The organism is Dyadobacter frigoris (genome assembly GCF_005280585.1).
GTDB lineage: Bacteria > Bacteroidota > Bacteroidia > Cytophagales > Spirosomataceae > Dyadobacter > Dyadobacter frigoris.
Genome location: NZ_SZVO01000008.1, coordinates 91,595 through 105,826 on the forward strand (window position 1 = coordinate 91,595; position 14,232 = coordinate 105,826).

Consider the following 14,232-nt stretch of genomic DNA (forward strand, 5'->3'; position numbering starts at 1 on the left):
AATTATTTGATTTATTATTAATCAGGTATGATTGTTTTGTTCTATTTAATTCCAAAATAGAATTGGAAGTGATACTTAATTAATGCAGTGTCCGTTTTTGAACTTTCTTTATTTGGTAAATATTCATTTTGTCAAAACTTTAAGAGTTTCTCTTGAAATGTGAAAATTTTAATTTTTGTGTGAATAGTATATTTATTGCAGTTTCGGAATACACAGTTATTTGTGTTTTGTACTAAGATTCGTCCCCCGTTTTGTTGTTGCATATTTAATATTCGTTATGGAAAATTTGGAAAAAGACAATGTCTTTCGGGAAGAGATTTCCGAAGCTTCCGACTTTAAGTTTGGAAGTAAAGTGGTGAAAGTTTTCGATGATATGGTGAACCGTTCTGTGCCGCATTATGGAGAAATTCAAAGAATGATAGCAGAATTGGCTGCGGATCATGCTCAAAAGGAGACTTTGGTTTATGATCTTGGCTGTTCTACCGGTACTACCATGATCGGACTGAATGCATTGGTTTCTGAGGATATTTCTTTTGTTGGCATTGATGAGTCCGATGAAATGTTGATGAAATGTGATAAGAAACTGCGTGAATCTGAGTTTACACGTCCTTATGAATTACGCGCTGCAGATCTTCATGGCGATCTTAACATTGACAATGCCTCGGTAGTAATTCTTTGCCTCACGCTACAATTTCTGCGTCCAATCCATCGGAAAAGATGTCTGGAAAATATTTATAACGGTTTAAATCCCGGCGGAACATTAATTCTGGTAGAGAAAATTCTGGCAGAAGACGGTCTGTTTAACCGTGATTTTATCAAATACTATTATGATTACAAACGTCGCAACAATTACAGCGATCTTGAAATTTCACAAAAAAGAGAAGCACTGGAAAATGTTTTAATTCCATACAAGCTTTCAGAAAATACGTTTTTGCTTGAAGATGTGGGATTTGCCCACTGCGAAACTTTTTTCAAATGGTACAATTTTGCCGGAATCATAGCCCATAAAAAATGATCACAATAGGAAATTTCTTTTTCAGGTTCAGAAACGTTTTGTTTATTTTTCTTTATCTGCTGTTGTTTTTGCCATCGCCGGATATTTTTACAAAGGCTCGTTTTGGCGAAAATTATCATTTATGGCCTATTGTCATCGGGCTGCTGGTTACCATTTTGGGAGAAGCAATTCGTGGCGCAACGATCGGGTTGGCTTATATCATTCGAGGTGGAAAGGATAAAAAAGTCCATGCAGAAAATCTGGTTACTGAAGGTATTTTCAAACATTGTCGTAATCCGCTTTATGTAGGAAACATTTTAATGCTGCTGGGCGTTGGTATTCTTTCCAATTCCTGGATTTATCTTGGCATTGTATTCCCGATATTCCTATTCATTTATCAATCGATCGTGATGGCCGAAGAAAATTTTCTTCAAAATAAATTCGGTTTCGATTTTGTCAATTATTGTCGGCGTGTAAATCGCTGGGTTATCAATTTAAAAGGAATTGAATCCACATTCTCAGAAATGAAATTTAACTACAAACGATGGATTTTGAAAGAATACAACACTTTGTTCATCTGGCTGGTCGGTATTGCGGCAATCATATTATTTGAGTATGAACACCTCGTTCCTGATCCGGATATCCGAAAAGGTATTTTTCTGTCCATTCTTGTTGCGCTCGGAATTGTCTATTGTTATGTTCGATATTTGAAAAAATCAGGAAAAATGACAGATCGGGTTGGTTAGAAAATATTGTCAATCTCCCGGAATGGCTCGCGGCTAAATCCAACGGCAGAGCCGTTTCCTGTTTATAGCAAAGTCTGATATGTTTAATGAATCCTAGCTCCGATGGAGCTAGGACATATGTATTAACTTTTATTTTGCTATAAACAGGAGGCTCCAATGGAGCCAGGAAATTATGCGTTTGCGCCGATCTTGCTATAAACAGGAAGCTCCGGTGAGCTAAGAAAAACATGATTTGAATTGATTTTATATATACGAGAAGCTTCTATGACTTTCAAAATATTCATTCTGATTAATTGACTACAAACGATTTTCGAAAAATCCCAATCTTTTCCCGCTACACTATAATTATTAATTTGAGCAAAAAAAACGCATCATTCATAATTATTTTATGGCAAAATAGACGCTAAGCCACGGTAGCGCCGTTTCCTGTTTATAGTAAATCCAACTTGCCAAGATGATTCCCAGCTCCTTTTGGAGCTTCCTGAATAGTTAAAGAATTATTTATTCCAAAAACAGGTTATTTTTGCCAGAATCACCTAACAAAAAGCAAAACATACATGAAGCTTTTGCTCATAGAAGATGAACCCAGCGTAATATCACTTATTCAAAGAAGTTTATCTGCGGCAGGTCATGAAATTACGGTTGCGATGGACGGGAAATCAGGTTTGGAAATGGCCCTTCAACACCAGTTCGATCTTATTATTCTGGACCTTATGCTGCCCGTAATGAACGGAATGGAAGTTTGCAGAAATATAAGAAATTCCAATTCTTCAACACCGGTTTTGATGTTGACTGCATTGGGAACCACTGAAAACATTGTTTCCGGACTGGACGCCGGTGCAGACGACTACATGACCAAACCTTTCAAACTGGCAGAGCTGGAAGCACGTATCCGCACTTTAACAAGACGTGGAAAAGAACCTGAAAAGGAAAAAAGTACTGATTTACTAAAAATGGGCGATCTGGTTTTGGATAAAATCACCAAAACAATAACCCGGAACAACCAACCGATTACGGTTACGGCCACAGAATTCCGCTTGCTTGAATATCTTCTTTCCAATCAGAACCGAGTCTTGAACCGCATGGAAATTCTGGAAAATGTGTGGGATATAAATTTCAATCTCGGTACGAATGTTGTTGATGTTTACATCAATTATCTGCGCAAAAAAATTGATAAAAACAGCTCTGTTAAATTAATTCATACCGTTTTCGGAATGGGATATGTGATGCGCCAGACTTATGAAGATCCAAAATAGAATCGTACTTATTTTCACAATACTGACGGCGGGAATCATTTTGTCTCTCAGTATTTTCTTGTACATTTTTACATCAGGAAGTATAGCGTCAAGTTTTTATCACCGGCTTGAAGTGCGTGCGAAACTCGTCGGACATGCTGCGTTGCAAAAAGATAAATCACAAACTTCGATTTATTATGATATAAAAGAAAAACATCTCGGCGATCTTCCTTATGAACAGCATCAGATCATTTGGAAAAATGATCTGAAAAAGGCTGACAGTTTAAAGAAGAAACTCCCGTTGCCCCAGACTTTTTATGATGAAATAATCAGAAAACAACCTGCCCGTTTCTTCAAAAACGACACTTCCTATGTTGGAATGAATATTACTCAGTCGGGTGAAAATATCATTGTACTTTCCTCTGCTGTTGATCTTTATGGATTAGAAGAAATGGAAAATCTGAAAAATCTTCTCACGACCGGTTTCCTGATTTCACTTTTGTTTGTCTTTACGTTTGGTAAATTATTTTCCATTCAGATTTTTAGTCCCATCCGTCGTATCATTCGGAATGTTAAGGGAATAAGCGCGCATAATCTTAACCAGCGGCTCGCCGTGGATTCTAATAAAGATGAGATTTCAGATCTCGCTACAACATTCAACGACATGCTCGACAGGCTCGAAATAACTTTTGATATCCAGAATAATTTCGTTAGCAACGCGTCCCATGAATTCAGAACACCACTCACAATTATAAGCGGAGAATCTCAGCTTAATCTTTCTGATTCGGGTATTTCGGAAACGGTTAGAGAATCTTTTCGAACAATTTTTCACGAATCAGAAAAAATGGAGCACTTGACCAACAGTATGTTAAGTCTGGCTCAGACTGGTTTTGACGGAAAAAAAGAGAAATGGGAAGCGATCCGTATTGATGAACTGATGTTTTCCGTGAAGGAAACTTCTGACAAAATTATGCCCGGTAACGGTGTTGAAATCAATTTTGACGAGCTGCCTGAAAATGAACAAAAATTGATCATTAGCGGGAACGAAACTTTACTAAAAGCTGCATTTTCTAACATCGTACTGAACAGCTGTAAATATTCGGATAACAAACCGGTACTGATCAAGATCAGAGCGGATGAAAAGTTTGTTATTGTTGAAATCACAGATCAGGGAATCGGTATCCCGGACAGGGAAATGAGCCAGATTTTTGTTCCCTTTTTCAGGGCTTCCAATACCGGAAAATACAAGGGTTACGGCATAGGGCTTCCTTTGGCAAACAATATTATCAAACTGCACCAAGGAAATATAGTGGTGGATAGTGAGGTAGGTGTGGGGACACGTTTTATCATTTATCTGCCCATTGAAATTTAGATTTTCTTATCCCATTTTAATATTCTTATAAAATTTTAATAATTCCCTCACCGGATTATAATCTCGTTTTTAACTGGTGCTAATCCGCCGGCTGTAACATTGTAACATCAAATTATTGATCAAATACATTGTGTTACAAAACGATAGGATTATGAAAACGATAATAATAGTGAGTGATTTCAGTGTGGAATCTTTTCAGGTTGCCGAAAAAATTGTAAGCAATTCCTCAGAACCGGTCAGAATTCTTTTTACCCATCTTTTTCACGTCCCAGATGATATTCAGGATCTGCTTTTTTCAAATTATCGTAAAAAAGAATACGAATTTGTGTCAGACTCATTTCGTCAGGAATGTGAGATGTTAAAATCGATATTCCCTGAAATTTTGAAAAGTATCAAGATAGAATTTTTTTACGGCAGCAAACTCGCTTCTTTTAAGAATTTTCTGGATTACAACCAGGCGGATTATATAGCATTCTCCGAAAGTTATGGCATTCCGAAACTTGGAAAGAGCAGTATCGATGCCTTACCGGTTATTCGCAAATCAGGTATTACACTGATCAACACAGACGAAATCCTTTTACCAGCTTTTACGGGCGTTGAAAGTGTCAGATAATCAATTGGTTAGAATTGTTGTATAAATAATTAAATTCAAAATTATGCTGCTTAAAAAGAATATTCCTATCGGATACGTTTTCGGGAAAATAAAATATGAAATTCTGTTTGTGACTATCTATGGCCTAACGATCGAAGTCATTTACCAAAATTTTCATATTACTAACATCAGTATTCCGATGACCGTCCCAACGGTTTTGGGTACAATTATTTCGCTCTTGCTGGCCTTTCGTTCCAATCAGGCTTACGATAGATGGTGGGAAGCGCGGATCATCTGGGGCGCTATCGTCAATGACTCGCGGACACTGGCACGTCAGGTACTTTTTTTGATCGATGACCCCTATCAGCCTGAAAACATTGAAGCTTTTAAACACCGTTTTATCAAAAGGCAAATTGCCTGGTGTTATGCCCTGGGAAATGGTTTGCGCAAAGATGATCCTATGCCTTCGGTACAGAATTTTATATCAAAAGAAGAAGCGGATTATCTCAGCGGTTACGATAATAAACACGTTGGATTGATGCAATTGCATGCCCGGGATTTGAATAATGCATTAAAGCAAGGTTGGGTAAATCCATATCAGCAAATTCAAATTGACGGCACAATTACGCGTTTGTGTGATGCGATGGGAAAATGTGAAAGAATTAAAAATACCGTTTTTCCGGCTACATATAGCCTATATATACACATAGCACTGCATTTTTTCATCATCCTTCTTCCGTTCGGATTGGTTGATTTATTTGGATTTTTGATGGTGCCCGTACTGATCGTTCTTACTGCCTGTTTCTTTCTTATTGAGAAAATGGCTATTCATTTGCAGGATCCATTTGAAAACAAACCAACGGATACACCAGTCTTATCTATTTCAAGAAACATTGAGCGCGACCTGAAACAAATGATGCACGACAAGCACGTTCCTTTGGCTTACGCACCAGAAAAGTTTTATATTTTGTAGTGATGTAAAGTGGTTTTGTAATTAAAAGTGAGCTTTTAGCTCACTTTTAAATGTTTTTAAATAATCACGAATTTTTTCGTGACCGTTCTGTTACCGATAACTGCTTTTAGGAAATAAACACCTTTGGAAATTACTTTTGGCAAAAAGTGGCTTAAATCTTTCGTCAGCATAACCGTTTTGCTCAGTATAACTTTTCCTGAAATATCAATTACAGAAATAAGAGCCGAAGCTTTTTCTTGTCCGGATAATCGGATCTGAACATCTTCCTGAACGGATGGATTCGGGACAATTTCGATATCGAATGTTGTATCCGGTTCTGTTCCCAGGATAATCTCTTTAAGCTTTATGCCAATAACTCTGGAATATTCATACTTTCCTGAAAGATCAATCATTTTGAGCCTGTAATAAACAGAATCAGCAGAAAAAATGGTTTTTCCTGTCGGATCTGAAAAATCATAAGACTTGGTTTGTGTCGAATTTTCGCTTCCTTTAACATGCCCTATATCTGAAAAATCTTTTGCATTGCCCGATCTTTCAACCTGAAAATAAGCGAACTGGTTTTCAAATTCAGTAGACCATTTTAACTGCACAACGTTAGTCGCGTCAGCAGAGGCCGAAAACGATATAAGTTTTACCGGCAACGGAGCGGCCACATTAATTTTGAAAACATCGTTTATGCAATTTTCGGCATCTTTTACATTGTATTCTGTGTCAACGGTTGGCGAAACTGTGATAGATCTGGAAGTTTCACCGTTATTCCAGACATATTTTCCAATGAATGAAGCATCCAGTTTTACACTTTTACCAGCATCGAGATTGATTGTTTTAACCTGATTTACATCTTTTTCCATCGTAAACTGATCACGGATCAATCCGTCAATACCAATCCATTTTGCATCCAGCCGGTTTCCTTCCACTTCCAGCATCATTGATCCGCCGTGATCAGCGTTGGAATAATACATTGCCTTGTGAGGGTAACCCGAAGCTGGCCCCCCCAGTTGCCCGCCCGAACCAGCAACCACGTAAACCGTTCCTTTATTTACAGATGATTTTTTAATATAAGGACAAGAATTATCTGAAAGATCATACTTCCCGGATGACTGGCTTACATTATAAATCGAGTTGTCAAACTTTCCTGAATAGTCGTAAAATCCGTTTATTAATCTCGTTCTTTCATAGACATGGCTATGGCCGCAAAGTATGAGATCAACCCCGTAGCGTTCCAGAATCCGGATGAAATTTTCACGGATTTTTATCATATCATATTCCGTTTCAGAATTTCTGGAACCTTGGGAAAATGGAGGATGATGCCAGTATGCCACTACCCAGCCTTTATTTTTATTGGCTGCCAAATCCGCTTTTATCCACTGCACTTGTTTTCCTAATGTATCATATAACCGGGTTTCCTGGTCTTCGCGCCCGTAAGAGTCGAGTGAAAGAAAATGTACATTTCCGTAATCATAAGAGTAAAAAGCTTTTGTGCCAGATGGGAAACCTCCTGCTTCTCCGTTTGTGGGAGGGGAGAAAATATCATAATATGGTACTTTGTGATCTTTTTGTCTGTCCGGATTGTCATTGTTGTAATCATGATTTCCTGGTGTCGGGAAAACCGGGAATTTTTTGAGAAACGTATCTTTATAATGATTGAAAAAATTAGATTGATATTCAGGATCGGTTCCCAATGAATAGGCATTGTCACCCAGCAAAATCAACGCATTCATATAATTATTTCCCAGATAAGAGGACAGTTGAGCCTGCACATTGTCCTGAAAAGCAGAATTGGTCCCACAGTCTCCCAAAACGCCGAAACGGTATTTTTTAATGGTGCCAGGAACGGGAGCGGTTTCAAAAAAAGTACTTTCATTACCCAGATAGATCGTAGAAGTTGAGCCGATTGAGTAAAAATATTTACCTGCTGGATTCAAACCCATAATCTTTATTTCATGGTCGGTAACCAGTTTTTCATCTTCAACTTTCTGGGTTAGTGTGGTGGATGAACCGCCAAATTGTACCCGCGAATTGGTGGCAACATCTGTTCGCCAACGTATTATGACGCTTATAGAAGTCATCGCTTGCAGATATGGGCCACGGATTACCTGAGAATAAACAGGAAAAACCAGGAATGTAAGAAGTATAAAAAGTATATTTTTTCTCATAAATTATTTAATGTCAGGGGATGTGAATTTTATGTCTTGGTAATTTAGATATCACTCAAATCGTCTGTCAGTGCGTTTAAAAAAGCTATAATGTCGTTTTTCTCCTTTTCGGTCAGGTTTAATTTTGCTGATGAAAGTGTTTGCGAAGGAACCGATAATCCCATGCCAGCTCCACCTCCCTGATTGTAAAATTCCATCAAAGTTTCCAGAGACTTAAAAGCACCATTATGCATGTATGGAGCCGTTTTGGCAGAATTTCTGACTGTTGGTGTTTTGAATGCGCCTTTGTAAAATTTGATAGGACGAAAATGGTAACGTCCTTCATCCTGATCGTTTTCCGGTTTTTCCAGATTATCAGTTTTTGTTGTTCCCAGTATTTCAAATTCTGTAAGCGTATAAAGCGGAGGAATTAGTCCGTTAAAAAGTGGGGCAAAATGGCAGGTTGCACATTGAGCCTTACCCATAAAAAGATTAAATCCTGAAATCTGATTTTCAGTCAAAGCTGCCTTGTTTCCCTGCATATATTTATCAAAAGAGGAATTATAAGGATTCAGAGTTTCGACATAAGAAGCTATGACGCGATATATTTCCTTTTCCGTTATTTTGTCTTTGTTTTTTTTCAAAAATATTTTTTGAAAAGCTTTCTGATAGTGTTTTTCAGCGTTCAGTTTTGTTAAAATTTCGTTAATTTTTCCATTCATTTCCAAAGAATCCCGAATTACATTTTCAATTTGATTTTCCAGGCTTTTCACTCTTCCATCCCAAAACTGACTATGCTGATATTTTGAATAAAGTATTGAAGGAGCATTTCTTTTTACAAATGTTTTGGGGGCAAATCCGATGCTTTTCGGCAAACCGTCCATGAAATAGTTGTCCGGATTATGGCAGGAAGCGCAGCTTTTCTGACCATTGCCTGAAAGCAGCGTTTCAGAAAAAAGCTTTTTCCCAAGTGCAATTTCGGCTTGGGAAACGTTTTGTTTTTTACTAGAAAATGCTTTGTCGTTTAATGCATTTTCGCTGAAAATATTTTGAGCCTCGGAATTCAAAATTCCTTTTTTATCGGGTTCTAATCCTGCTGATTTGATCCATTTTTCAAAATTATTTTGCAAGGGAAACAGGCAGGTTGTCAGAAATTCGAGCCGGTCAAATGTTTCAAAATCAGGATTTTTTTTTAGATATAGAATGGATTGATTTAGATAAAAACTAAGATTCGATGCGTCGGATTTACTTTTTTCAAGATACAGATTTAAAACCTCCCGGGAAGATTCCAAAGCAGATAGAGATTCTTCTATTCCTGATTTCAGCAATGGCGCATCAAAACCAGTAATTCCGAGCGCTATGATACGTACAAATTCTATTCTGACAGCTTCCGGAATGTGCTTATCGGTTCCACCAAATTTGTATAATAATGCATTTAAATCATTAGCGGACAAGCTGAGAAGTTTGGTTTGTTCCTGAAAGACGGATTTATGTGTTTCAGGAATACTGTCAAAAAGCATGGTTTCAATATATTGAAGTCCGGCCAGCTCCTGATATTCCAGGTAAGGTTCTTCTATTTCATTTTTTGGTGCGCGGTTGTAAATCCGGGAGGAGGTGTAAAAAAAATATTCAAGAAAATATTCTATACGTTTGTAGGCAAGGCGACTGCTGACAAGCGCCTTTTTTGCATTCGTAATAGTTTGAGGTTTTGTCGAATTTATTTGGTGTAAAGCCGAATCCAATGTTGAAATACTGGCTGCAAATGTTTTTGAATCGGCCCGGAATTGCGTTAAGATTTGTGGAATGCAGGTATCATTTTTCTCCCGGAAAGAAGCGGTCATGAAGATACAGGCCAGGGAGCCGAAGACTGAAAATATTTTTAATGCCCTTGCCATACATCACCCTACCGAAAAAATATTGGATTATCATCTACAAAGTAAACAGGAAAATCAAAACAACGGGTAATTATTTAGTGATTGGTAATGAAATAGTTGCAATCGAAAAAAAGATATTTGGGCTACACTGCGAATTCATACGTTTTGTCCCGCCAATTTAAATGTTTTGATGATTTGGCCGGAAAATCTATCTTACGATTTTATCGTCTTTCTAAATGTTTAAAAAGTTTAAGGCCGTAATTCTATGAGGTATTTTATTTTTTCTTATTCAAAAAAATCGCTTACAAATATATATTGGCGATATTATCACAAGTATGCGCATCGAAGGTGATAGCCAGGATTATCTTAAAGCCAGTTTCGCTTGTGTTAAATCTCTGGTATCACTCATTTACAGAAAATTTAATTGTCGCAATTACCCCCTTACAATGTCTTTTATCGCCTCTGATACTGATAATTGAACAATTAACTTTGTGTTTGTTCCCTTGCAAAGGTCCGATTATTGCTCTTGATTAAAATGGATTATTTCGATTAAAAACCGGATAGAAATAATTAATATTCATCGATAAAAAGATAAGAACTATGTTCAGAGACACAAAGGCGTTTAGTGGCTTTTCAGTAGATAATCTCGAAAATGCCAAGGAGTTTTATAGCGATATTTTGAAACTGGGTATAACGGAAATGAGTGAAATGCGGATTTTACAGCTTCATATTTGGGGTGGACATGATATTGTAGTGTATGAAAAACCGAACCATGAACCGGCAACTTTTACGATTCTTAACTTCCCGGTACAAGATGTGACAAAAGCTGTGGAAGAACTGAAAGCACTGGGAATTAGATTTGAAAGTTATGATTTACCTGGTTTTAAAACCGATCCGGATAATGTTTTCCGTGGAGGTGGTCCGGAAATCGCGTGGTTTAAGGATCCCGCCGGAAATATTTTATCTGTGATCGCGGAAACTATGTAAACGACAGCCTGTAACTTTTCAGATCAACATTTTTGTAATCCTGACAACCACAATCTCTGACCATTGGAATGGAAAGAGGTTGTGGTTTATTTTTTAGTACTTGAAAAGTAGTTAGAACTAAGTATATCTTATCCGTTCATGGAAGTCGATATTTGGATGACTGTTTTAATTACCCTTAAATGCTATACCGTAAGTCCTGAAAAATTTCCATTCCCAACATTAAATTGTTATGCTTAAAAAGATTTGAGGCAAATGTTGTTTCTTTATACTTTGCTAATTTTCAGTGGTTTACAGTGGATTTTGCTATCGGGGAATTATATTGAAATAAGATTTTCAAACAAGGTTTGATCAGGCTTAAAACCTTTAACGTTATGCGGCTTCATTCTTTTTTGCTTTTAAGTTGGATAATCTGTTTTTCGCTAAAAACGGAAGGTACTTTTGCTGCGGATTATACACCGGAAACCGGGCGTGCGGCATGGAAAAAAATGAAAACGCAGCCGGTTACCGAGCAGTCATTCAGGGAAATCTGCGATTTAATCCAGGATATTGGCAAAAAAAATATTGCTATAAGTTATGAGATTCTGGCTGAATATGTGTCCGTCGTACAAAGAACGGGAGATAAGCGAAAAACGCATATTCTTTTAATGAGCTGGGCTAAGGCAAAGGAATCGCTGCATTTTTTTGAAGAAGCAGAAAAGTTATATGCGAAGGCCAGAAGCAACGCCTACGGAACCGGGCAGATGTACCGTGAAGCGCTGGCAAATACGGTGTTATTGTACGGAGAATGGACTAAACCAGACTCATTGAAAAAGTACATTACATTAGGGGAAAAGGAATGTCTTCGCTCGGGAGACCGCGAAAATCTGTCCTTTATTTACACTTTCAAAGCGCTGTCGAATATGGCAGATACCGCTTTTATGCACAAAAATTTGTCTAAAGCGATTTCCATTGCATCTGGTTTGAAAAATAAAAATGCCCTTTTTACGGCCCGTTACAATTATGCCAATATGTTTCTGCAATACAATCCGCAAAAGCAGGTTCAGGAGTTTGAATCTCTGCTGGAACTTGCCCAGGATTCTTCATTGCACCGTTTTCCGTTAAAGCTTTACGAGCGGACAGCTTTTACATTCAGAAATGCCGGGGCAAGTATTTATTACCAGCTGATGCAGCTCAATCTGCTCTTGACCGACTTTGACACGGCTGGAAAATTCGCTGAATTATTTTATGATTCAACCGTAAAACCCAATCCTAATGGTGTAAAGGCGGCTTACTATAATGCTGAAATGTCGGTTGTAAAATCATTTCAAAAAGATTTCACAAGTGCGGCAGAATTTCTGGATAAAAGCAAAAAGCAGTTTAATCTTCCCGAAGATCAGATTCCTTATATCAGCTATTTTGTGGCGGCGGGACTTTTGGCGGAGCATCGTGGAGATAATGCTCAGGCCGAAAAATACTATAAAAAGTTTGCGGGAACGGAAAGTTATTCTCACGGCTATCAAGTTTTACCCCTTGAATTATACTATGCACACATTCTGACAGTTAACAAAAAATTTAATGAAGCGGACAGGATTTTCAGGATTTTTCAATCTGCATTAAAAAACCAGAAATATTCAGCGACAGGTTATTATTACAGTCGTTTTAGGGCTGATTTCCTGAAAGCAAAAGGAGATTATCCAGCCTATATTAAAGAGCTTGAAGGGTTTTATGAAATTAAGGATTCGCTGACAAATCTTAACAAATATCGGGCGATTCAGGAAGTGATGACCAAGGTTCGGATCAGGGACAAGGAAAAGCAGATCAACGGTCTTAATGAGGAAAAGATTTTTCGTGATAAGCAGATACACAGGGAAAGGATATTTTATGGTTTAGGAATCGGTTTGGCCAGTCTAACCATTCTTTTATTGATTTTATACCTCAGAAACAGACTTATAAGGAACCGGCAAAAAGAGGAATTGCAGCAAAGTGAGCTGGAAAGAATTGAAAAACAGAGGCACATTGATTTAATGCAGGGAGTTATGGAAGCGGAAGAAAAGGAGAGGAGGAAAATTGCAGACCAGCTTCATGATGAGGTAAGTTCCATGTTGGCTTTGGCTTCTTTATCAGTATCTTCTACCTTGGAAAAAGGACGAAATGATGAGCAGGGTGAAAAGAAATTACACAGAACACAGGAAATTTTATCATCCGTTTCCAGTACGATCCGGGATTTAAGCCACCAGTTAAATCCATTGGTTATTGAAAAATTCGGATTTCGTGAAGCGATTTTTGATTCGGTGGAAATTATAAATCTTTCCGGCAAAATTGTATTGGAAACTGTTGTTTTGGGCTTTGAGGACACGGGGAATTATAGCCTGGCATTTTTAAATGACCTTTACAGAATTATTCAGGAGTTGCTTCATAATATTCTTAAACATGCGCAGGCTACAAAAGCCTCATTGGAAGTGATTGATCATGGCGGGCAGGTGACCATTATTGTAGAAGATAACGGAGCGGGCCTTCGGGCCATTTCCAAACATGAGGGCCAGGGATTAAGTACCATCCGTTCCAGAGTTGCTTACTGGAATGGCAAAATTGAAATCAGCAATAAACAGGATGGCGGGGCACTTGTTGTCATAGAAATATACTTGGAACAACCAGCTTAATCGTTTTATTATGTCTATCAAAATAATCATTGCGGATGATCATCCCATGCTTGTGGATGGCATACTTGGCGTAATCAGGGAAATGGAAATCGTAGAATTGGCCGATTCTGCCAGTAACGGCCGGCATCTTATAGCCAGGCTGCGTCAAACGCATTTTGATATTGTTTTGCTCGATCTCAATATGCCGCAACTGGATGGTATTGAGACGCTTAAAATTATTAAAAAGGAATTTATCAAGGTAAAGGTCATTGTTTTTACAAGCTATGGACAACCGGAATTGCTCAGAGAAATTAAAAAACTGGATGCTGAGGGGTATCTCGTTAAAAATTGCTCATCCGTAGAATTGAAAGAGGCGATAAGCGCTGTGGCGGGTGGCGCAAAATGGTTTAAAGGGGTGCCTTCCAATACAGTTTCGGAAGTTTATAACCGGGACGACTTTTTGAAAAAATACCAGATCACACAACGGGAGGTCGAAATTTTAAGAAATATTGCGGAGGGATATACCAGTAAGGAAATCGGGGAAAAACTTTTCATCAGTGAATTTACAATCAATGCGCACCGCCGGAATATTTGCCGGAAACTTAATATTTATACATCTGTTGGGCTACTTAATTTTGTCAGGAAAAATGGGTTGATTTAATATTTGAAATATTCAAAATTGGAATAAGAAAAATACAATTACAAT

General features: G+C 37.8%; 11 protein-coding genes. 9 read left to right on the forward strand and 2 right to left on the reverse strand.

The window, feature by feature from the left end:
• Positions 1-277: 277 nt before the first annotated feature.
• The 6 genes from cmoA to FDK13_RS17625 all read left to right on the forward strand — a co-directional run bounded on the left by cmoA (position 278) and on the right by FDK13_RS17625 (position 5,912).
• On the forward strand, positions 278-1,015 hold the full coding sequence (cmoA, locus tag FDK13_RS17600) for a carboxy-S-adenosyl-L-methionine synthase CmoA (RefSeq protein WP_137341327.1): 738 nt from the start codon (positions 278-280) through the stop codon (positions 1,013-1,015).
• Positions 1,012-1,740 carry a methyltransferase family protein gene (locus FDK13_RS17605; RefSeq protein WP_137341328.1) on the forward strand — a complete coding sequence of 243 codons (729 nt, stop codon included), beginning with the start codon at positions 1,012-1,014 and terminating at the stop codon, positions 1,738-1,740. Before cmoA ends, FDK13_RS17605 begins: the two co-directional genes overlap by 4 nt.
• A gap of 557 nt (positions 1,741-2,297) precedes the next feature.
• Positions 2,298-2,996 carry a response regulator transcription factor gene (locus FDK13_RS17610; RefSeq protein ID WP_137341329.1) on the forward strand — a complete coding sequence of 233 codons (699 nt, stop codon included), beginning with the start codon at positions 2,298-2,300 and terminating at the stop codon, positions 2,994-2,996.
• The gene (locus FDK13_RS17615) at positions 2,980-4,347 is read left to right on the forward strand and encodes a HAMP domain-containing sensor histidine kinase (protein ID WP_137341330.1); all 1,368 of its coding nucleotides are present in this window, start codon (positions 2,980-2,982) and stop codon (positions 4,345-4,347) included. The genes FDK13_RS17610 and FDK13_RS17615 overlap by 17 nt, the downstream gene beginning before the upstream one ends.
• A 151-nt stretch (positions 4,348-4,498) precedes the next feature.
• A complete protein-coding gene (locus FDK13_RS17620; RefSeq protein ID WP_137341331.1) occupies positions 4,499-4,960 on the forward strand; it encodes a hypothetical protein in 462 nt (153 codons plus the stop codon).
• 43 nt (positions 4,961-5,003) lie between these two features.
• Positions 5,004-5,912, forward strand: a complete 909-nt coding sequence (locus tag FDK13_RS17625; RefSeq protein ID WP_137341332.1) for a bestrophin family protein — start codon at positions 5,004-5,006, stop codon at positions 5,910-5,912.
• 56 nt (positions 5,913-5,968) lie between these two features.
• Here FDK13_RS17625 and FDK13_RS17630 read toward each other — a convergent pair whose 3' ends face one another.
• Entirely contained in the window at positions 5,969-8,068 is a 2,100-nt protein-coding gene (locus FDK13_RS17630; protein WP_137341333.1) for a T9SS type A sorting domain-containing protein, read from the reverse strand.
• A 44-nt stretch (positions 8,069-8,112) separates the two neighbouring features.
• A complete protein-coding gene (locus FDK13_RS17635; RefSeq protein ID WP_229216088.1) occupies positions 8,113-9,888 on the reverse strand; it encodes a cytochrome-c peroxidase in 1,776 nt (591 codons plus the stop codon).
• Positions 9,889-10,521: 633 nt separating this feature from the next.
• Here FDK13_RS17635 and FDK13_RS17640 point away from each other — a divergent pair.
• The 3 genes from FDK13_RS17640 (at position 10,522) to FDK13_RS17650 (ending at position 14,187) form a co-directional block, all read left to right on the forward strand.
• Positions 10,522-10,908, forward strand: coding sequence for a VOC family protein (locus FDK13_RS17640; protein ID WP_137341334.1), 387 nt, complete (start codon positions 10,522-10,524; stop codon positions 10,906-10,908).
• Between the two features lie 371 nt (positions 10,909-11,279).
• On the forward strand, positions 11,280-13,547 hold the full coding sequence (locus FDK13_RS17645; protein WP_137341335.1) for a sensor histidine kinase: 2,268 nt from the start codon (positions 11,280-11,282) through the stop codon (positions 13,545-13,547).
• 10 nt (positions 13,548-13,557) lie between these two features.
• Positions 13,558-14,187 (forward strand): response regulator transcription factor, encoded by a 630-nt coding sequence (locus tag FDK13_RS17650; RefSeq protein WP_137341336.1) that lies wholly within the window; start codon positions 13,558-13,560, stop codon positions 14,185-14,187.
• The last annotated feature ends 45 nt before the right edge of the window (positions 14,188-14,232 follow it).

What these genes read in the sequence shown, in the direction of transcription:
- FDK13_RS17610 (WP_137341329.1), top strand. Translation starts at nt 2,298, where the DNA reads ATGAAGCTTTTGCTCATAGAAGATGAACCCAGCGTAATATCACTTATT.
- FDK13_RS17640 (WP_137341334.1), top strand. Translation starts at nt 10,522, where the DNA reads ATGTTCAGAGACACAAAGGCGTTTAGTGGCTTTTCAGTAGATAATCTC.
- FDK13_RS17645 (WP_137341335.1), top strand. Translation starts at nt 11,280, where the DNA reads ATGCGGCTTCATTCTTTTTTGCTTTTAAGTTGGATAATCTGTTTTTCG.
- FDK13_RS17620 (WP_137341331.1), top strand. Translation starts at nt 4,499, where the DNA reads ATGAAAACGATAATAATAGTGAGTGATTTCAGTGTGGAATCTTTTCAG.
- FDK13_RS17630 (WP_137341333.1), bottom strand. Translation starts at nt 8,068, where the DNA reads ATGAGAAAAAATATACTTTTTATACTTCTTACATTCCTGGTTTTTCCT.
- FDK13_RS17635 (WP_229216088.1), bottom strand. Translation starts at nt 9,888, where the DNA reads ATGACCGCTTCTTTCCGGGAGAAAAATGATACCTGCATTCCACAAATC.
- cmoA (WP_137341327.1), top strand. Translation starts at nt 278, where the DNA reads ATGGAAAATTTGGAAAAAGACAATGTCTTTCGGGAAGAGATTTCCGAA.
- FDK13_RS17625 (WP_137341332.1), top strand. Translation starts at nt 5,004, where the DNA reads ATGCTGCTTAAAAAGAATATTCCTATCGGATACGTTTTCGGGAAAATA.
- FDK13_RS17605 (WP_137341328.1), top strand. Translation starts at nt 1,012, where the DNA reads ATGATCACAATAGGAAATTTCTTTTTCAGGTTCAGAAACGTTTTGTTT.
- FDK13_RS17615 (WP_137341330.1), top strand. Translation starts at nt 2,980, where the DNA reads ATGAAGATCCAAAATAGAATCGTACTTATTTTCACAATACTGACGGCG.
- FDK13_RS17650 (WP_137341336.1), top strand. Translation starts at nt 13,558, where the DNA reads ATGTCTATCAAAATAATCATTGCGGATGATCATCCCATGCTTGTGGAT.